Origin of the sequence: Streptomyces sp. G7(2002) (genome assembly GCF_028870195.1) — a bacterium.
Lineage (GTDB): Bacteria > Actinomycetota > Actinomycetes > Streptomycetales > Streptomycetaceae > Streptomyces > Streptomyces nigrescens.
In genome coordinates this window covers 4,243,593-4,262,257 of sequence record NZ_CP102609.1, presented here as the reverse complement: position 1 = coordinate 4,262,257, position 18,665 = coordinate 4,243,593, and the positions used below count along the sequence as shown (strand labels likewise).

The window sequence follows — 18,665 nt, the reverse complement described above, 5'->3', positions numbered from 1 at the left end:
CACTCACCCCTCCCCAGTTGCCGGACGCATCTGATGGGACGTGAGGCCTGGTTACCCGCGCGTTAGTGGATCTTTAACCGGCCCGACGAGAGTCATGGGTGTCACGCCGAAGGACACCACGGACACCACTCACCAGCTCGGGGGATTCCTCATGTCGCTCGCCACCACCACTCTGCGCCGCGGTCGCCGTCTTGCCGTCGCCTCGCTCGTCGCCGCCGCGGCGCTCTCGCTGACCGCCTGCCAGAACGGTGACGACAAGGCCGCGCCCGCGCCCTCCGCTTCGAGCAGCCAGGCGGCGCCCGACGGCGGCTCGAAGGCGGGGGACTCCGCGTCCGGTGGCTCCGCGTCCGGTGGCTCCGCGTCCGGCGGTGGCTCTGCGTCCGGCGGTTCCTCCTCGGGCGGCGCCTCCGCGGGCTCGTCCTCGGCGGGTGGGCAGCAGGCGGGTCGTGGCTCCGGGGCCGCACCGGGGAAGGGCGCATCGCGTACGGGCACGAACGGAGGCCAGGGTTCCGCGACGGGCGGCTCCGGTGGGCAGGGCGGTTCCTCCGCCGGACGCCAGGGCGTCAGCGGCACCTGGGTCGGCACGCTGAAGTGGCTCACCGACTACAAGCTCACGGTCGCCCCGAAGAGCGGTATGGAGCAGGCTTTCCACCTGCTCGACAGCACCAAGGTGCTCGGCGCGGCGGCACTCTGCGGGGACCCCGACGGCCGCGTCCAGCTGGACGGCTCCGGCTACGGCACCCGCCCGTGCACCCTCACCGACCTGCGCAAGGCGGCCAAGCTCGGCAACGTCACAGTCCAGGTGACCGTGGACCACGGCGCCGCCACGAAGATCGCCGAGCTCTACCACCCGTAAGGCCCCAGCGGGGCCCCACCGTCCCCGCACAACCGGTTCATCGGCCGTCGGAGCATCCGGCGGCCGCCGCCCGTTGCGCCGTCGCCATGAGCACCGCCCCCGGTATCGCCCCCTGTCCGCCGTTTCCTGCCCGGAGGACCGGCGCGCAACTACCGTGTGTATTCCGGCCCTTACGAAAAGCGGCCGGAAAGGCGGGCGAATGCTGCTTGGAGCCGTATTTCGCCGCCACGCACCGTTAGTTCCACACCTTCCACGGAGGAGGTCGCCATGCCACCGAGGCGAGCGGTCACCGGTCGCAGCCAGGAGCCCCGCCAGCGCTACGTAGAAGAGCTGCGATTACTACGGGCCCAGAAGGGCGACAGCCTCCGCCGGCTCGGCGACGTACTGGGCTGGGACTGGTCGCTGTTCGGCAAGATGGAGAAGGGCGAGACCCTCGGCGGCCCGGAGGTCGCGCAGGCCCTGGACCAGCACTACGGGACGCCGGGGCTGCTGCTGACATTGTGGGAGTTGGCGGCGGGGGATCCTACGCAGTTCCGCGAGCGGTACCGGCGGTACATGACCTTGGAAGCGGAAGCGTTGAGCCTGTGGCACTACGCGGTGAGTGCCCTGCCTGGTCTGCTCCAGACGGAGGCCTACGCGCGTGACTTGCTCACAGCGGGCGGCATCACCGGCGAAGAGCTGGCGCGGCAGGTCGAAGCGCGCATGGGGCGCCGCCAGTTGCTGGGCGGCGACAATGCTGCTCGGTTCCGCTCCGTCCTGTCCGAGGCCGCGTTGCGAACTCCGCTGGAGGATGTCCAGGAGTGGCGCCAGCAGCTTGAGCACCTGCTGGACATGGGCGAACGGCGGAACATCGTGATTCAGGTCGTAAGGCAGGAGGTCGGGCTCCACGCCTTGACGAACACGCACACCATGTTCCTGCGACTCCCGGACGGCCGCACCGTGGCATGGGTGGAGACCGGATATTCGGGCGAACTCATCGAGGAAACGGCAGCAGTCGAACGACTCCAGCTCAGCTACGATCTGGTCCGTGACCTAGCCCTATCCCCGGTCGAATCACGGAAGTTCATCAGGCAGCTGTTGGAGGAGGCCTCGTGCGAGCCATCGACCTGAGCACCGTCACCTGGCGCAAGAGTTCATACAGCAATCAGGATGGCGGCGCCTGCATCGAGGTCTCCGACGACCTCCTGGCCACTGCCACCTGGCGCAAGTCCAGCTACAGCAACCAGGACGGCGGCGAGTGCATAGAGGTCTCCGACGACTTCCCCGCCGTCGTCCCTGTCCGTGACAGCAAGGCCCCCCACGGTCCCGCCCTCCTCTTCGGGGCGCCCGCCTGGGCATCCTTCGTCACCGCCGTGAAGAGCGGCGAACTCCCCGGCGCCTGACGCTGACCGGTCCCAGGAGACCGCCCGAGGACCAAGACGGCGGCGGCCGCCCCCCCATCAGGGGGCCGGCTGTCGCCGTCGCGTGCTGGCCGCTTGATTCGTGCGTTTGGGGCGGTGTGCGCGGTCGCGCTCAACGGTCTTTTTGTGCGGCAATAAGCCCTGAATTCAGGGTTGTTCGTGCCATTCCTCGGGTCCGTGAAATTGCTCAAGGCGTAATGTGTGTCGCTGCATTGATCAAGTACTGAGTTGTGGGGGCGGAGCATGCCGGGTGATTTTTATATCGACCCTCAAGAGTTGGATAAACTCGCAAAAGCCTTTGAATCCAGGGCGTATGACCTTTCCCGGGCCATAAAGTCATTCCGCGGCAAAACGGACGCGGAGCAGATTCATGACGGCTTCGGGTTCCTGACGGAGTCCGAAGAGGTCACCAGCGCCTATATCGAGCTTTCCTCCGACATGACCGAATCTCTGAGCAAGCTGGCTCGACACCTGGATGAGGTGAGCCGATCCCTGGACGAGAACTCTAGGAATTCCCGGGAAGCGGATGAGGCACTTGAGGAGATGTTCAAGGGAGGTAAGAAGTGAGCGAGGAGGGTGCCGCTGAACAGGTCTTTGAAGCCGGCCTCGAGCTGGTGAACCCCGGGGGTCGGCCCGATGTGTTGCGCGCGGCAGCCAAGGGCTATCGCGACATGGGCGAGGAGTTGAAGGAAGTCTATGGCGCGCTGAACAAGCAGGTGCAGGCCACCATTGGCGATCACTGGCGTGGCGACTCGGCCGACGCCTTCGCCACGCACTGGAAAGGAATCGGCAAGGCGGTCCACGAAACCACCCCGCTCTTCGAGCAGGCGGCGGACGGTCTCGACAAGGCAGCCGATGACATCGAGAAGATCAATAAAGAGATCCATGAGATTTACCTGGAGATCGGTGTCTCAATCGGTGCCTCCGTCGCGCTCTCTTTTGTGACGCTCGGATTTTCTGCGGCGGCGGGGGCGGCAAACGCCGCGAGGCTGGGAGTGCAAGCCGCCAACGCGGCAACGAAGTTGGGGAAGCTACTCAGCTTTGCCGCCCGCACCTTCCGGGCCATCCGCACGTTCGCCCAGCAATCGACCTTGCGGCGGCTCACCGTCGAACTGGGCGTGCAATGGGCGGCAGGCGCCGGCACGGGAATGGCCACCAGCTATGCGACCAAGGGTGAATTCGAGGTGATGGACAATGTGGTGAACGGCGCGGTCGGAGCGCTGGGGGGCAAATACATCGCCGGTCCGCTCGCCGGCAAGCTGGGTGGTGGACTTCTAGGGAACGCGGCGGGTGGAGTGGCCGCCGGTGGTGCTTCGTCGCTGGTCGGTGACAGCATCAACAACGTCAGGAAGGGCGAAGAGTTCGACGCCTCGCAGATGGCGCTGGGCGCAGCATTCGGCGGTGCGACAGGAGGCGCCGGCGGTGCCGCCGTACACCGGATCACGGAAGGCAGGTCGTTCAGCGGTGCCCATGAACTTGCGGGTGACGTGGCGACCAATGCCCCGATCAGTATCGGCCTGGGGATGGAGGGCAACATCGTCAAGGACATGGACGCGGCGATCAATGGCGACCCCAACGCGGACAAGGAAAAGGACAAGCCCGGCGCCGCTGCCGATGCGCGCCGGCATGCCGGAGAGGGCACGAAGAAGATGAAGGAATCCCCGGACACGGACAAGTTCGGAGCGTTCGGATGACCGGCGATCAGCCGTCCGCGGTGACCCTGTCCAAGCCGGGCGACCCGGCGCGGCCGGTTCCGGCTGGGGCGGTCGGTGCACGCAGCGGCCGGTGGGTGACCGTGGCCGCGCCCCTCGCGCTGGTGGCGCTCACCGCGGCATGGCTGTTTCTCGGGGCCGGGGGAGTGCGGACGGTCGTCGTCTGGCTTGCTTTCGGGGTGCTGGCGCTGTGCCTGGGTGCCGTCGGGGTGAGTGTGTTCCGGGCCGGCGCGGCCCGGGACCGTACCTACGCGCGGGCGGTGCGGGCCGCTTCATCGGCATCGGGCGAAGCCCGACCTGCAGCCGTCCCCGCGCGGCTGCACGGCACGCCATGGCCGTCGCTCCGTGCCGTCGGCCTGCTGGTCGGGCTGCCGACGCTGGTGTGCCTGTGGATCGCGCTCGCGGTGGCGGAACCGGACTCCGGGGGCCGGGCAGCGGCATTGCGCGAGGCCGGCGCGGTCACCGGCAAACTCCGTATCGCCGCCATCGAGCACGAGGTGCCCGAGGGGCGCGGGCGGAACGCAGATGCCACCGCCCAGTACACCGTCCTCCTTCCGCCGGCTAACGGGCAGGGTGGACGCGGGGTTCCGGCGAGCTTCACGGCGGACACCGAACGGCGCCAGGAGGTCGGCGGTGAGCTGTACGTCGGTTACGTCCCGGCGCACCCCGAGCTGGGCGCCGTGGGTGATGACCAACGGGCAGAAGTGGAACGGAAGTTGTCCGGGAGGACGGTGGAAGCCGCCACGTCCTGGGTGGCCGCCGGTTTCTGGATCCTGGTGACGTTGGCACTCTGCGCCGGCTGGTGGCGGGAGGGCGTCACACGCCGGGGTGCACGCAGCACCGGCGAGGACTGGGTCGCCCTGCGGGTCCGTGTCACAGGCGGCGGAAAGCACACCGACGCCCCGCCGGTCGAGGGCACGGATCAGGCGGCCGAGCGCCAACGCCGGGAGAACACCCGGCAGCTGAAGTGTCTGCTGCTCGGCGTCGACGGCACGGACCGGACCGTCCCCTTCCACGGCGAGCTGTCCAGCACCGTCGCGGGGGCTGTCCTGGCAGGGGCATCAGGGCTGCTGGTGTGGCATCCGCAGCGGCGTCGGGGCAAGGATGTGCTTGCCGAGCTGATCGGCGATGACGGCTGGCAGTTGCCGGGTGCGGTGCCCGCCCGTGTGGCGCAGGGCATGGAAGCAGCCGCGCCGGGCCCGGACCGCGGGGCGCTCCCCGGGGCCGGGCGGCAGGTCCGGCTGCTGGACCTCGGCGCCGCCTGGTCCGCCACCGTCCCGAAGCCGCTTTTGGCCGGCTTGGTGTGTGCGCTGCTGAGCATGGGGGCGCTGCTGGCCGTGCCGGACAACGGTGCGTGGCGGCTGTGGGTCGGTGCGGCAGGTCTGCTGGCACCGCTCGCCGCCCTGTTGGTACGGACGTCCCGGACCGCCCCCGACAGCGATTGACGGGGCGCCCCCGGCAGCGACCGACGGGCCGCTCAGGCAGCGGCTGACGGCCCGTCTCCGGCGACCACTGACCGACACCGTACGGGCCGTCCCTCCTGACGAGGGGCGGCCCGCCGTCTTGGTGGCGGCAGTCCGGTGACGAGGGGCATCCACCCACGTCCAGCCACGTCCATGCACGACCACGCACCTGCAGGTAAGTACGCACCAAAAAGTAGGTACTTGTCCCGTGTCGAGCTCCGACCAAGACTGATGCGGCGGCCCACGGAATCCCCCGCGAGGTCGCTGAATCAGGCGCAATGAGGCGGGAGTTCGGTTCGTGACGACGGTGAAGAAGAGCGTGGCGGTCCTCGGGCTGGGGAGCATGGGGGCGGCGCTGGCGGATGCGCTGCTGGTGGCCGGCCATGAAGTGACCGTGTGGAACAGGACGCCCGGCCGGGCGGAGGGGCTCGTGGCGCGTGGAGCGCGGCGGGCCGGGTCGGTGGCCGAGGCGGTCAGGGCCGGTGAGATCGTGCTCGTCTGCATCCTCGATTACGGCGATATCGGTCCGCTTCTGGAGCAACAGGGCGGCGGGCGGGCGGCGTTGCAGGGGCGGGTGGTGGTCAATGTGACCAATGGTTCGCCCGAGGAGGCCTGTGCGATGGCGGAGCGGGTGACAGCCCTCGGGGCCTCCTACCTCGACGGCGGCATCATGGCCGTGCCCGAGATCATCGCGAGCCCGGAGGCCTTCGTGCTCTACAGCGGCTCGCGGGAGGCTTTCGAGGCGCACCGGGGTGTGCTGGACGCGTTCGCCCGCAGCGTCTACCTGGGAGAGGAGCCCGGGCTCGCACCGCTCCACGACCTCGCGCTGCTGAGCGGCATGTACGGCATGTTCGGCGGTTTTCTGCACGCGGCCGCGCTGGTGCGCTCGGCGGGCGGATCGGTGGCGGAGTTCACCACGACGCTGCTGCAGCCGTGGCTGGCGGCGATGGCCGGCGGTCTGCCCGCGATGGCGGCGCAGATCGACTCCGGTGACTACAGCGTCACCGGATCCCCGCTCGCCATGCAGGTCGCGCACGACAGCATCGGGGAGGTCAGCCGCGCACAGGGCGTCAGCCCGGAACTGTACGCGCCGCTGTTCGCGCTGATGGAGCGGCGGGTGGCGGACGGCCACGGGAGCGAGGGGCTGGCGGGAGTGGTGGAGTTGGTGCACCCGCGCTGAGGCGGGACGAGGTGCCGGTGCCAGTCCAGTGCCAGAGCCGGTGCCAGAGCCGGTGCCAGAGCCGGTGCCGGTGCGCGGCCGGGCGTCGGTGACGGACAGGTGCGCGGGAGGCCCCGCCCGCGCATCCGTCACCGGCCGCTCAGATGTCCAGCCGGGCCGCGATGCCGTCGAGGACGCTGTCCAGGCCGGTCTCGAAGCGCCACTGCGGGTCGTCCTTGTGGACGGCTTCGCGGAGGTAGCGGTGATAGGTGGGGTAGCGGCCGGTGCTCATCAGGTAGCGCATCTGCGGGCCGAGGGCGGTGCGCAGATCGTCGGGGCTGTCCCAGCCCTGCTCCCGCATCAGGGTGTGCTGGGCGCACTCGGCCGAAACGGCCCCGTGGACATAGGAGGTGACGGTCCCGACGACGGCCATCATCGCGTCGATGTCGAGTCCGAGCCCGTCCAGGGAGGAGAGTGCCCGCTCGGCCTCGGCCATCCGGCTGGGGGTGAGTGCGCGCAGCGCCTGCGGTGAGGAGATCTGGATGAGCCAGGGGTGGCGCAGCACGATCTCCCGGGTGCGCAGCGCGTGGGCGCGCATGACGTCGCGCCAGTTCTCCAGGTCGTCGGGGAGTTGCAGGTCCGCGTAGACCGCGTCGGTCATCAGGTCCAGGACGTCGCCCTTGCCGGAGACATAGCGGTAGGCCGCCATGGGGGCGACGCCCAGTTCGGTGGCCAGGCGGCGCATGGTGACGGCGTCGATGCCGTCGGTGTCGGCGATCTGAACGGCGGCCGCGGCGATCTTCTGCGGGGTCAGAGTGGCCCGCGGGGCCGGTGCCGGGCGGTCCAGCCGCTCCCAGAGGGAGACTTCCGCCGGGTCCGGCGAGTCCGCGGCGGACCCGGACGGCCGCCGGTCCTCGGCATCGGCGGTCTTCTTGCTGGCCATGGGCCCACTTCCTTCCCGGATCCTTCCGGAGCAGCATCGCGTACAACGTATCAGAAGTAGACGCTGTACACGCTGCTGTGTACGTTGTACTCGTTCGATACGCCGTACACAGCAGCGGAGCCGCATGCCGTAGAGCGGTATGCGCGCAGGGGAGGGATGCGTCATGGGCAGCGAGAAGCGCCTGCAGGTCGCGGTCATCGTCGGGAGTACGCGGGACGGCCGGTTCGGGCCGACGGTCGCGGCGTGGGTGGCCGAACGGATCGCCCAGCGGGGGGACATGGCCGCGGAGGTGATCGATCTCGTCGAGACGCCGGCGCCCACCGTCTTTCCCGCCTTCGGGCAGCCTCCGGCGCCCGGTACCACCGAGCTGCTCGCCGAGATCTCCCCGCGGCTGGCGGCGGCCGACGCGATGGTGATCGTCACGCCGGAGTACAACCACAGCTTCCCGGCGCCCCTGAAGAACGTCATCGACTGGCACCACACCGAGTGGCACGCCAAACCGGTCGGCTTTGTGTCCTACGGCGGGCTGTCCGGCGGGCTGCGGGCGGTGGAGCAGCTGCGCGTGGTGCTGGCGGAGCTGAACGCGATGACGGTCCGGCACACCGTCAGCTTCCACAACTACGGGGACAAGTTCGACGCGGAGGGGCGGCCGACGGACCCGACGGCCGAGGGCGCGGCCAAGGTCATGCTCGACCAACTGTCCTGGTGGGCACTGGCGTTGGCGGAGGCCAAGGCCATCCGGCCGTACGCCGCCTGATGGTGCACGTACCGGAATCCGCGGCGAGACGGCGAGACGGAGAGACGGCGAGACGGAGAGACGGAGCGCCGGAGCGAGGGGCGAGGGGCGAGGGGCGTAGTGAAAGTGACGGACAGTGCGGCGGAAGCGGCCGGCGGGACCGGCCGGGCCGAGGGGGCCATGGGGGCCAAGGGGGCCGCGGGGAACGGGGAGCGGTCGCGGTCGCTGTACCTCGGGGTGTTCGGGCTGCTGCTCGGGATGTTCCTGGGGATGGTGGACGGAATGATCGTCGGGACCGCGCTGCCCACGATCGTGGGGGAGCTCGGGGGCCTGGAACAGCTGTCGTGGGTGGTGACGGCCTATCTGCTCACCACCGCCGTGGCGACACCGATCTGGGGGAAGGCGGGCGATCTCTACGGCCGCAAGGGCACGTTCATGGCGGCGATCGTGCTCTTTCTGGCCGGGTCGATGCTGTGCGGGCTGGCACAGGACATGGGGCAGCTCATCGCGTTCCGGGCCCTGCAGGGGCTGGGCGCGGGCGGGTTGATGGTCGGGGCGCTGTCGATCATCGGGGTGCTGGTGCCGCCGCGGGACAGCGGCCGGATGCAGTCGATGATCGGCGCCATGATGCCGGTTGCGTTCATCGGGGGGCCGTTGCTGGGCGGCTTTCTCACGGATCAGCTGAGCTGGCGGTGGGCGTTCTACGTCAATGTGCCGCTCGGCGCGGTCGCGCTGGTGATCGTCGGGGTGTGGATCCGGCTGGGCCGCACCGAGCGGAGCACGGCGCGGATCGATTATCCGGGCGTCCTGCTGCTGTCCGGCGCGATCCTGGCGCTGACCCTGCTGGCCAGTTGGGGCGGTGTCCGCTACGGGTGGGGATCGCCGCAGATCCTCGGGCTGGCGGCGGTGGGCGTGGTGGCGCTGGCCTGGTTCGTACGGGTCGAGCGGCGGGCCGTGGAGCCGGTCATCCCGCCCCGGCTGTTCCGCAGCCGCAACTTCACCCTGGCGCAGATCCTGAGCTTTCTGGTCGGCGCGGTGATGCTCGGCGCGACCAGCTATCTGCCGCAGTACCTGCAGTTCGTGCAGGGTCTTTCGCCGACGGCCGGCGGGCTGCTGTTGCTGCCGCTGATGTTCGGGATGCTCGGTGTGCAGCTCGGCACCGGGGCCCTGATCAGCCGTAACGGCCGCTACCGGATCTATCCGATCCTGGGGGGCGGGGTGCTGACCGCGGGTGTCCTGCTCCTGTTGCTGCTCGGTACGGACACCGCGACGGCCCTGGCCTCCGCGCTCACCGTCGTCGCGGGCATGGGCATCGGGTTCGTCATGCAGAGCACCATGATCATCACCATGAACAGCGCCGCACTGCGCGACATGGGCGCCGCCAGCGGCACGGTCACCCTGCTGCGTACGGTCGGCGGCTCGCTCGGTGTCGCCCTGCTGGGCGCCGTCTTCACCGGACGGCTGCACAGCGGGCTCGCCGACCGGGTGGGGGAGGGCGCCGCGGACCGGCTGACGGCGGGCGCCGGACAGCTGACGCCACAGGTGCTGGACGGGGTGGCCGCACCGGTACGGGACGCCTACCGGGCGGCGGTCACCAGCGGGCTGCACGGGGTCCTCATCGGCGCCGCGGTGCTGGCCGCGCTGGGCTTCGCGGCAGCCTGGTTCGTACGGGAGGTGCCGCTGCGGACGGCGGTTGACATGGTGGACCCGGTGGACCCGGTGGACTGACCCGGTGCGGTCCGGCTCGGCGCGGCCTGGCCCGGCGCGGCCCGGCCCGCCGACCCCGGCCGGGGTGGCGGACCCGTTGATCCGCCGGAGCCGTATGCGGCGGCCGCATACGCATCAGCCCCGTACGCACCAGCCCCGTACGCAGCCGTACACACCAGCCCCATACACACAAAGGCGGTGGCCGGCCCCTACCAGGGACCGGCCACCGCCTTCGTGCGTGTGCGCCGCGGGCGTCGTCCGTCAGACCGCGCTGCCCTGCTGCCACTCGGCCCAGGACATGTTCCAGCCGTTGAGGCCGTTGTCCGGCTTGATGGTCTGGTCGTCCGAGTTCTTCACGACGACGACATCGCCGATCAGCGACTCGTTGAAGAACCACTTGCCCGGAGTGTCGCCCCCGCCGCCCTTGTTGTCCCGCAGGCCGACGCAGCCGTGGCTGGTGCCGGCCTTGCCGAAGATGGACGGGTCGCCCCAGTAGTTGCCGTGGAGGAAGGTGCCGGAGGCCGACAGCCGCATGGCGTGCGGGACGTCAGGGATGTCGTACTCGCCCTTGCCGTCCTTCTTCTTGAAGCCGACCGTCGAGCCGTCCATACGGGTCTGCTCGAACTTCTCCGAGATCACCATCTGGCCGTTGTAGGTGGGGTTCTCGGGGCTGCCGCCGGAGATCGGGATGGTCTTGAGGGTCTTGCCGTCCCGCTTGACCGTCATGTTCTGGGTGTTCATGTCGACCGTGGAGACCTGCGAGCGCCCGATGGTGAAGGACACCGTCTTGGACTGCACACCGGTGATGCCCTGGCCGCCCTTCACCCCGTCCAGGTCGATCTTCATGGTGACCTTGGAGCCGGCCTTCCAGTAGTCCTCGGGACGGAAGTCCAGGCGCTGGGTGCCGAACCAGTGGCCGACGACCTTCTGGCCGCTGCTGGACGTCACCGTGATGTGGGACTGGACGTCCTTCTTGTTGGTGATCGCCTTGTCGAAGTTGAAGGACACCGGCATGCCGACGCCGACGGTCTTGCCGTTGTCGGGGGTGTAGCTGCCGATGAAGCTGTTGGCCGTGGAGACGGTCGTGAAGCTCGCGTTCTCGGTGGCGGCCCGGCCCTTGGCGTCCTTGGCCTTCGCCACGATCCGGTACTTGGTGCCGCGCTCCAGCTGGACGCCGGGCTTCCAGGACGTGCCGTCGGACGATATGGCACCGGCGACGTCCTTGCCGGAGTCGGCCTCGGTGAGCTTCACCTCGGTCAGCTTGCCGCCGGTGGCCTTCACACCGGTGTCGTTGATGCTGGCGTTGGTGGCGCCGTCGTCCGACGAGACCTTGATCTTCACGTCGGAGGCGTTCTTGGCGGCCGCGGCGTCCGCGCCGGCCTGGCCGTTCTTGCCGTCGTCGTTGCCGCCGGCCGAGGCGTCCCCGCCACAGGCGGACAGGGTCAGCGCACCCGCTGCGAACAGCGCCGTCACGGCGAGCGTGCGGCGCATCCGCCGGTTACGGCGCGGGGCGCCCGCCGCCGGCTGCTCGACCGAGGGGAGCAGCTGGTGCGGGGTGCGGGACCGAGCGGGCGCGAGGTTGTCCGGCGTTGTCACGAGCTGCTCCATAACAGGGGTGTTGTGATTCCGTGCTGGTAAACAGCACGAGCGGACGGATTTGGTTGCGGGTACGGCGGTCTTGTGATGAAGGTCACACGTGTGGCGGCAGGGGGTGGTCGGCCGGCCCCGACAGCCAGGTTCGCAGTGCCGTGCCGTGTTCGTCCAGGCGGGGTGGAGCGAAGGGTTGGGTCACCGGCGTCCCCGAAAGGCGGAGTGGGCTGGTGACTTGGGGGATACGTCCCTCGCCGACCGGTGTCACCGGGGCGAGACCGAGGCGCTGTGCCAACTCCAGGGCCTCGGAGACGGTGTTGACCGGGCCGCAGGGCACGGACACGGCGGTCAGTCGCTCGGTCCAGTCGTGCGGGGTGTCCGAGGCCAGCCGGCGCTCCAGCGCTTTGATGAGGTCTGTGCGGTTCTGTACCCGGTCCTCATTGCGGGCGAAGCGGGCGTCCTCGGCGAGTTCCGGGGCGCCCAGTGCCCGCGCCAGCTCCCGGAACTGACGGTCATTGCCCACCGCCACCGCGAGCAGCTGCCCGTCGCGGCAGGCCAGCGTCTCGTACGGGGCGATGCTCGGATGGCGATTGCCCATCGGGCCCGGATCGCGGCCGGTGGCCAGATGCCCGGACGCCTGATTGACCAGCGAGCCCAGCAGCGACGACAGCAGATTGACCTCGACCAGCTGGCCCTGGCCGGTGCGGTCGCGGTGGCGCAGCGCCGCGAGGATGCCGGTGGTGGCGTCCTTCGCGGTCAGCACGTCCACCAGCGCGACGCCCGCCTTCAGCGGTGTGCCGCCGGGCTCGCCGGTGATGCTCATCAGCCCGCCGACGGCCTGCACGACGAAGTCGTAGCCGGGCAGCCGGGCGCCCGCGCCGGAGCCGAACCCGGTGATCGTGCAGTGCACCAGGCCCGGGTTGGCGGCGCGGGTGGCGGTGTGGTCCAGGCCGTATTTGGCGAGCGAGCCGGGGCGGAAGTTCTCGATCAGTACGTCGGCCCGGCGCGCCAACTCGCGGGCCGCGGCCGCATCGTCCGGATCGCCGAGATCCAGTGCCAGACCGCGCTTGGAGCGGTTCGCGGCGTCGAAGTACGCGGCCGTCCCGCGCCGCGGCGCTCCGCCCTCGTGCGGTGCGGGCTCCTCGCCGGAAGGGGGCTCCTCGCCGGAAGGGGGGTCCGCGACGAACGGAGGGCCCCAGGCGCGGGTGTCGTCACCGGTGCCCGGCCGCTCCACTTTGATCACCTCGGCGCCGAGGTCGGCGAGCGTCGCGGCGGCCAGCGGCCCGGCCAGCACCCGGCTGAAGTCCGCGACGAGGATGCCGTCCAGGGCACGGGCGGGTGCCGCACCGGGCGGGGCCGCGTCGGTGGGCGGGGCGGTGTAGGTCCCGGCGCCGGGGGGCTCCGTGCCGGTGGGCTCCGCGCCGGTGGGCTCGGGGGCGGCGTCGGCGGGTGGCCGGGGCTGCGGCCGGTGCGGCTGCGGCACGTGCGTACTCCTCACGTCGCGGACGAGGTGCCGTCATCGTCCGGGACGATCTTCGCCGGGGGAAGCCTCCGGGGTGTCCAACGGGGCGGGGGGAATCCTGCCGGGGCGGCCTCTTGGGGTGGCGCCTTCGCGGGTCGTGCCGGAAATGTGGCGAAATGTCATAGGAGATGTGTCACTTAGGGACTTTCGGCCCAAGATCTCCTGTCGGAAGTCCTGAAACGTGGTGTCTACTGACTCCTGGACCGATCCGAAGACAAGCCCTGGCTCAGCGCCCTCATCCGTCCGGGAGGACCACATGCTTCCCTCCGATTCGATTCTGCAGCAGATCGGCCTCGGCGTCCTTGTCGCTCTGGGCGTCGTCTGGGCGGTCGGGATGACCAGACTGCTGCGACGGGGCCGGTACGAGGCCGCCCTGCGGCGGGACCAGCGGGAGATGCGGGCACGGTACGCCTCGCGCGGACGGTTCGCACCGGGTGGCTCATTCTCGGCGCGAGGTCCGGAGGGGCTGCCCGGAGCGGGACTGCCCGTACAGCCGGAGCTGCTCGGATCGGTGCCGCGGCAGACCGGGCCGGACGGGCCGCCGTCGGAGTGTGTGGAGCTGAGCGCGGCCGAGCGGGCGGCGTTCGAGGGGCTCGTACGGCGGCTGACCAGCCGTAGTTGAGCGGGCCGTGGCCGGTGGTTGGCGGGTGCCCGCACTCGAAGCCGCTGAGTGCGGGCCGTGCGGCCGATTTGGCTGATTTGGCCGGTCGGGCCGATGCGGCGGGGCCGGATTCAGCGGACCGGCCCCGTATTCAGCAGACCGGCCCCAGCCTCAGCGGACCGGGCCCAGCCTCAGCAGGGCCAGTGCGGCCAGCATCTGTACGGAGACCGCGGCCGCCGACTTCCACGTCGAGAGATGGTGCTGGCCGCGTATGAGCAGTATGGCGAGGACATAGCCGAAGCCCCAGGTCGTCCACGTCGCGGCCTGCACGAAGGTGGCGTCGGTCGGCAGCCAGGCGGCGATCATCAGTCGCGGCAGATCCGTCACCCAGAAGAGCACGATGAACAGGCTCGCGGTCGGCGCGAAGCGGCCGATACCGCCTAGGGTGCGGGCGATCGCATGGGCGACCGCGCCCAGCACGAAGCTGGCGAGCAGTACCCCCGCCTCGGCCAGCCCGATGAGCTGGAGCCCCGCGGTGCGGTCGACGGCCCACTGGGTGTGGAACGCGTCCACCGACAGCACCCCGATGGCGCCGCTGATCAGCGACAGCAGCACCGCCGCGCTCCAGGCGCTGCGGTCCCGCGCCTCGTCCAGCACCTCCACCGGGCGGTACCAGAGCCCGAATATCAGCCGGTGCCACCACAGTCGGCGGCGAGGCGCGGGCTTACGGGGCGCCGGCTGGACGAGCGTGGGCGGTGGGGGCTGGGGAGGCGGTGAGGGGGGCGGTGCGGACATAAGGCCGTTTCTACCACCGGCCATTCCGGGGCGGCGCGGGGGCGTCGAGCGGGGCACGGGCCGGTACGGGTGAGACGCTCGTCCGATGACCTCGCAGACAACGGACCACGACGAGGCGCACGGCGGCGGGCTCGGCAGCCGGCTCAACTGGCTGCGGGCGGCGGTCCTTGGCGCCAACGACGGCATCGTGTCCACCGCCGGACTCGTCGTCGGGGTCGCCGGAGCCACCGACGTACGCGGCACGTTGTTGACGGCGGGGCTGGCGGGGCTGCTGGCCGGTTCCCTGTCGATGGCGGCCGGTGAGTATGTGTCGGTCTCCACCCAGCGCGATTCGGAGAAGGCCGCGCTGGCGCAGGAGAAGCGGGAGCTGGCGACCGAGCCGCAGGCGGAACTCGTCGAGCTGACCGAGATGTTGGAGGGGAAGGGGCTGGACGAGCAGCTGGCCCGGGAGGTGGCCGAGCAGCTCACCGAGCACGATGCGCTGCGGGCCCATGCCGAGGTGGAGTTGGGCATCGACCCCGATGAACTCACCAATCCCTGGCATGCGGCGGGGGCGAGCTTCCTCGCGTTCACGGCGGGGGCGCTGCTGCCGTTGCTGGCGATGGTGCTGCCGCCGGCCGCGGATCGGCTGTGGATCACGGTGGGTGCGGTGGTCGTGGCGCTGGCGCTGTGCGGGTGGGGCAGTGCGCGGATGGGGTTTGCCCCGGTGGGGCGGGCGATGGTGCGGAATGTGGGAGGTGGGGTGGTGGCGATGGGCGTGACGTATGCGGCGGGGTCGGTATTGGGAGCGGCGGGGGTTTGAGCGCTCCGGGGGCCTGGGGCCGGGTACGAGCTTGCGCTGAAATCGTCTTCCTCAGCCGCGTACTTCAGCGTGCCCCCGCCACAGAATCCGAGCCGGACTCATTTCCCGTGAGAATCCCTGTCCCATCGATGAACAACTGCCACACAGACTCATCGACAAGGGCTGTCCAGAAGTGAACGAAGCAACGCCCAACGGGACCGGATTCGGCCATCATGCCGCTATCGCACATTCTTCCGGGCGCCATTCTCCGGGCACTTGGGGACTCTCGCGGATTCCGATGGATATCAGGCGTTCTGCTGGTGATGGCGAGACCCCAGCGGATAGAATTCGCGCGCTGCTCGCGATGGCGGTCGGCGAGGTCGGCGGTGGGGGGCGGGGGCGCCGTGAGTGCGTTGCAGGAACACACCACCCGCGGCCGTCTTACCCGAGGCCCTGAACGCGCGTTCGCTTTTCCTGGCCTGCGAGGCTTACACCTCGCCCGAAATATCCTCAAGCGATCACCACAAAGCGGTCCACGCAACGGCGTGGGCCGTCTTTTTTCCTTTCCGTGGCGTTCGCGCCGGCGTCCGCGTCCGGGGCCACGAAGTCGACGGGCAGCGAGAAGCAGGTACTTCGTTTTCCTGACGAGAAAAGTGTGGAGTGTGATGCCATGAACCGAGTCGGCAGAGACTCTCGCCGTTCGGCCCGTGGGCTCGTGGAGCCGCTGGCACGCATAGGGTTATCCGTTCTGTTGCTGGCGGGCGGTGCCGTGGGAGCGACGGCTGGGCCGGCCGCCGCTTCGACCGCCGACGGCACGCTGACGGTTCAGGTGCTGCGCGACTTCTTCGGCACCGGCGTGATCAACGCGACGATGGACGTCCCACAGCGGGGCATGAAGGTGGAGATCTCCGACCCCGCTGGGCACGATGTCACCGGCGTCACGGATGCCACCGGGAAGGTCGTGGTGTCGCGGTCGGCCGTGCTGAGCGGCGGCCGGTACCGCGTCGACGTCAGCGTCCCGGCACCGTACAGCGACTACCTGCGGGCGGCGCCTGCGTCGACGGCGGACAACCACTTCGACAGCTTCACGTCGTTCGTGGATGTGTCGGACGGAAAGAACGCCTCGGTGGTGACGGGGGTGTGGGATCCGGCCGACTACACGCTGCCGGACTCGCGGTACTTCGTGCCGGTCCACAACGGCGCCAACGGGACCGACAACCGGGCCTTGGTGGCGTTCGGGACGAAGACCCGGGGCACCTGTCCCACCGATGTGGCGTGCCCGGCCACGCTGGCCACGCAGGACCAGGTGGGCACGACGTTCGGGTTGGCGTACGACACGTACCGGACCCGGCTGTTCCAGAGCGCGTTCGCCCGCCGGTACGCCCCGTACGGGCCACAAGGCGGGGGCGCGATCTACACGGTGCCGGTCAACGGCTCGGGTGCGCCGGAGCTGTTCGCGCGGGTGCCGGACGCCGCGGTGACCCGGCACGACACCGCCAACATGATCAAGGATCCCGGGTTCACCGACGCGCCGGGCAAGGAGAGCATCGGTGGCCTGGCCCTGTCGGAGGACGGCTCCACGCTGTACGCGGTGAACCTGCGGACCCGCAGCCTGGTGAGCTTCGACGCGACAGGGGCCACCGCCGCGGCGCCCAAGTCGACGGTCCCGATCCCGGACCCGGGGTGCGCGAGCCCCGACGACTGGCGGCCGTTCGGTCTCCAGGCCCACAACAACACGCTGTACGTCGGCGGCGTGTGCAGCGCGGAGAGCACACGGCAGCGCGCGGACCTGAAAGCCTTCGTCTCCACCTACGACGGCAAGCGGTTCACCACGGTGCTGAGCCACCCGCTCGCGGACGAACGCGGCAGCGTCTTCGGTTCCGGCGACAAGGCCACCCACTGGAACCCGTGGAACACCAGCCTGGACACGTGGGACGACCGGAAGGCGGGCGGCGTCTTCATCGATCCGCAGCCGGAGCTGTCCTCCCTCGCCTTCGCCCGCGACGGCTCGATGATCCTGGGTTTCCGCGACCGGTTCATGGATGTGCTCAGTTGGGGAGGGCTGGACCCCCGCCCGGGGAACGACACGGCGGAAAGCGGTATGTCCGGTGGTGACATCACCATGGTCTGCGCCACTCCCACCGGCGAATACCAATGGGAAGGCACCGGGAGCTGCCCCAACCACGCCACCCCCGCCAACAGCGGCGGCCAGGCCGCCGGTGTCGTCGAATACTTCCCGGGCGACTATTACGCCAACGCGCACCAGGAGACCGCGCTGGGGTCGGTGGCCTATATCCCGCAGCAGCAGTGGGTCGCCAGCACGGAGTTCGACCCGGTCGTCAACGTCGCGACCTCAGGGACCGGGTACCACGACATCACGACCGGTCAGGGCCCGGGCAACAACCCGACCGCCAACGGGTTCCAGTTCGTCAGCGGGGTACAAGGCGGGTTCGGCAAGGCCGGCGGGCTCGGTGACATCGCGTACGCGGCGGCGAACGCGCCGATCCAGATCGGCAACGTCGTGTGGTTCGACGGCGACCACAACGGGATTCAGGACCCGGGGCACGTGCTGCTGCCGGGGGCGACGATCAACCTGCTGGACGCGGACGGCAAACAGGTCGCCACGACCAGGACCAATGCCGCCGGCGAGTACTACTTCGGGGGTGTCGGCGCCGCGTACGAGCTCACGCCGGGCGCGAAGTACACGGTGCAGTTCGACGTGTGCACCGCGGACACCAGCCAGGTGCCCGAGCAGCCCCCGGCGAGCGAGCTGAGGTTCACGCTCCCGCGGGCCGGTGCCAACCGTGCGCACGACTCCAATGTGACCCCACCGACCACCGGGCAGTTGTGCAACGGCCACGCGCCTGTCACGGCGCCGGACAAGCCGGGCGGGGTCGATCACACGATCGACGCCGGGGTGTACATCCCGAAGGCCACACCGACTCCGACTCCGACTCCGACGCCTACTGCGACTCCGACACCGACGCCTAGTGCGACGCCGACTTCGACTTCGACGCCGACTCCGGCCCCGACCTCGACGCCGAGTGCGCCACCGGCCGCTACGCCGCCGTCACCCGCGCCGCCTGCCCACCGCCCGGCCCCCGGCGGCGGGAGCACGGGTTCGCTGGCGCACACCGGTATGTCCGGGCTGCCACAGATGATCGCCCTGGTCGGTCTGCTGGTGGGTGCGGGCCTGGTCATCGCGTTCATGAGCCGGAAGCGTCGCGCCCGGAAACACTGAACGAACCGAACCACAGTGATCTGCCTGCCCGCGGTCCGGATGGCGCGGTCGGGCAGATCCCGTCCCGGCCGGTCCACGAGGGCCGGCCTTGGCGTCGTCTGCCACTGGACCGCTCGGCCGCCGCGACCACACGGCGGCCGAGCGGTGTGGTGATCGAGA

Annotated in this window: 16 protein-coding genes; 12 read left to right on the top strand and 4 right to left on the bottom strand. The window is 70.0% G+C overall.

Translation table 11 applies throughout. The features are described 5' to 3' along the window. Nucleotides 1-94 precede the first annotated feature (94 nt). From NUT86_RS17645 to NUT86_RS17615, 7 genes are all read left to right on the top strand, one after another. Nucleotides 95-856: a hypothetical protein gene (locus NUT86_RS17645; RefSeq protein ID WP_274736269.1), complete on the top strand. Its 762-nt coding sequence runs from the start codon at nucleotides 95-97 to the stop codon at nucleotides 854-856. A 267-nt stretch (nucleotides 857-1,123) separates the two neighbouring features. After that, nucleotides 1,124-1,966, top strand: coding sequence for a DUF5753 domain-containing protein (locus NUT86_RS17640; RefSeq protein WP_274736267.1), 843 nt, complete (start codon nucleotides 1,124-1,126; stop codon nucleotides 1,964-1,966). Beyond that, nucleotides 1,948-2,238 carry a DUF397 domain-containing protein gene (locus NUT86_RS17635; RefSeq protein WP_274736265.1) on the top strand — a complete coding sequence of 97 codons (291 nt, stop codon included), beginning with the start codon at nucleotides 1,948-1,950 and terminating at the stop codon, nucleotides 2,236-2,238. The genes NUT86_RS17640 and NUT86_RS17635 overlap by 19 nt, the downstream gene beginning before the upstream one ends. A 261-nt stretch (nucleotides 2,239-2,499) precedes the next feature. Next, nucleotides 2,500-2,823: a hypothetical protein gene (locus NUT86_RS17630; protein ID WP_274736263.1), complete on the top strand. Its 324-nt coding sequence runs from the start codon at nucleotides 2,500-2,502 to the stop codon at nucleotides 2,821-2,823. Next, nucleotides 2,820-3,950 carry a WXG100 family type VII secretion target gene (locus NUT86_RS17625; RefSeq protein WP_274736261.1) on the top strand — a complete coding sequence of 377 codons (1,131 nt, stop codon included), beginning with the start codon at nucleotides 2,820-2,822 and terminating at the stop codon, nucleotides 3,948-3,950. The genes NUT86_RS17630 and NUT86_RS17625 overlap by 4 nt, the downstream gene beginning before the upstream one ends. Continuing rightward, nucleotides 3,947-5,413 (top strand): hypothetical protein, encoded by a 1,467-nt coding sequence (locus NUT86_RS17620; protein ID WP_159487893.1) that lies wholly within the window; start codon nucleotides 3,947-3,949, stop codon nucleotides 5,411-5,413. The genes NUT86_RS17625 and NUT86_RS17620 overlap by 4 nt, the downstream gene beginning before the upstream one ends. 316 nt (nucleotides 5,414-5,729) lie before the next feature. Then, nucleotides 5,730-6,611, top strand: coding sequence for an NAD(P)-dependent oxidoreductase (locus NUT86_RS17615; RefSeq protein WP_274736257.1), 882 nt, complete (start codon nucleotides 5,730-5,732; stop codon nucleotides 6,609-6,611). A 139-nt stretch (nucleotides 6,612-6,750) separates the two neighbouring features. Here NUT86_RS17615 and NUT86_RS17610 read toward each other — a convergent pair whose 3' ends face one another. Further along, nucleotides 6,751-7,533 (bottom strand): TetR/AcrR family transcriptional regulator, encoded by a 783-nt coding sequence (locus NUT86_RS17610; protein WP_159487897.1) that lies wholly within the window; start codon nucleotides 7,531-7,533, stop codon nucleotides 6,751-6,753. A 163-nt stretch (nucleotides 7,534-7,696) separates the two neighbouring features. Here NUT86_RS17610 and NUT86_RS17605 point away from each other — a divergent pair, with 163 nt between their 5' ends. Both NUT86_RS17605 and NUT86_RS17600 read left to right on the top strand, forming a co-directional pair. After that, a complete protein-coding gene (locus NUT86_RS17605) occupies nucleotides 7,697-8,290 on the top strand; it encodes an NADPH-dependent FMN reductase (RefSeq protein WP_159487899.1) in 594 nt (197 codons plus the stop codon). 105 nt (nucleotides 8,291-8,395) lie between these two features. Next, on the top strand, nucleotides 8,396-9,997 hold the full coding sequence (locus NUT86_RS17600; protein WP_381845432.1) for an MDR family MFS transporter: 1,602 nt from the start codon (nucleotides 8,396-8,398) through the stop codon (nucleotides 9,995-9,997). Nucleotides 9,998-10,237: 240 nt separating this feature from the next. Here the strand turns inward: NUT86_RS17600 and NUT86_RS17595 are convergent, their stop codons facing one another. Next, on the bottom strand, nucleotides 10,238-11,584 hold the full coding sequence (locus NUT86_RS17595; RefSeq protein WP_109890402.1) for a L,D-transpeptidase: 1,347 nt from the start codon (nucleotides 11,582-11,584) through the stop codon (nucleotides 10,238-10,240). An 82-nt stretch (nucleotides 11,585-11,666) separates the two neighbouring features. Beyond that, nucleotides 11,667-13,049, bottom strand: a complete 1,383-nt coding sequence (locus NUT86_RS17590) for a CaiB/BaiF CoA transferase family protein (RefSeq protein WP_274736254.1) — start codon at nucleotides 13,047-13,049, stop codon at nucleotides 11,667-11,669. 295 nt (nucleotides 13,050-13,344) lie between these two features. Here NUT86_RS17590 and NUT86_RS17585 point away from each other — a divergent pair, with 295 nt between their 5' ends. Then, complete coding sequence (locus NUT86_RS17585; RefSeq protein ID WP_109890400.1) at nucleotides 13,345-13,710, top strand: hypothetical protein; 366 nt, start codon at nucleotides 13,345-13,347, stop codon at nucleotides 13,708-13,710. A gap of 150 nt (nucleotides 13,711-13,860) precedes the next feature. Here NUT86_RS17585 and NUT86_RS17580 read toward each other — a convergent pair whose 3' ends face one another. Beyond that, complete coding sequence (locus NUT86_RS17580; protein WP_229838338.1) at nucleotides 13,861-14,484, bottom strand: Yip1 family protein; 624 nt, start codon at nucleotides 14,482-14,484, stop codon at nucleotides 13,861-13,863. Between the two features lie 85 nt (nucleotides 14,485-14,569). Here NUT86_RS17580 and NUT86_RS17575 point away from each other — a divergent pair, with 85 nt between their 5' ends. Together NUT86_RS17575 and NUT86_RS17570 are read left to right on the top strand one after the other, a co-directional pair. Continuing rightward, a complete protein-coding gene (locus NUT86_RS17575; protein WP_159487905.1) occupies nucleotides 14,570-15,286 on the top strand; it encodes a VIT1/CCC1 transporter family protein in 717 nt (238 codons plus the stop codon). Between the two features lie 748 nt (nucleotides 15,287-16,034). Next, nucleotides 16,035-18,506: an SdrD B-like domain-containing protein gene (locus NUT86_RS17570; RefSeq protein WP_274736252.1), complete on the top strand. Its 2,472-nt coding sequence runs from the start codon at nucleotides 16,035-16,037 to the stop codon at nucleotides 18,504-18,506. The last annotated feature ends 159 nt before the right edge of the window (nucleotides 18,507-18,665 follow it).

Coding starts and splice junctions, on each gene's coding strand:
- NUT86_RS17580 (WP_229838338.1), bottom strand. CDS start 14,484: ATGTCCGCACCGCCCCCCTCACCGCCTCCCCAGCCCCCACCGCCCACG.
- NUT86_RS17585 (WP_109890400.1), top strand. CDS start 13,345: ATGCTTCCCTCCGATTCGATTCTGCAGCAGATCGGCCTCGGCGTCCTT.
- NUT86_RS17645 (WP_274736269.1), top strand. CDS start 95: ATGGGTGTCACGCCGAAGGACACCACGGACACCACTCACCAGCTCGGG.
- NUT86_RS17605 (WP_159487899.1), top strand. CDS start 7,697: ATGGGCAGCGAGAAGCGCCTGCAGGTCGCGGTCATCGTCGGGAGTACG.
- NUT86_RS17610 (WP_159487897.1), bottom strand. CDS start 7,533: ATGGCCAGCAAGAAGACCGCCGATGCCGAGGACCGGCGGCCGTCCGGG.
- NUT86_RS17640 (WP_274736267.1), top strand. CDS start 1,124: ATGCCACCGAGGCGAGCGGTCACCGGTCGCAGCCAGGAGCCCCGCCAG.
- NUT86_RS17595 (WP_109890402.1), bottom strand. CDS start 11,584: ATGGAGCAGCTCGTGACAACGCCGGACAACCTCGCGCCCGCTCGGTCC.
- NUT86_RS17630 (WP_274736263.1), top strand. CDS start 2,500: ATGCCGGGTGATTTTTATATCGACCCTCAAGAGTTGGATAAACTCGCA.
- NUT86_RS17575 (WP_159487905.1), top strand. CDS start 14,570: ATGACCTCGCAGACAACGGACCACGACGAGGCGCACGGCGGCGGGCTC.
- NUT86_RS17620 (WP_159487893.1), top strand. CDS start 3,947: ATGACCGGCGATCAGCCGTCCGCGGTGACCCTGTCCAAGCCGGGCGAC.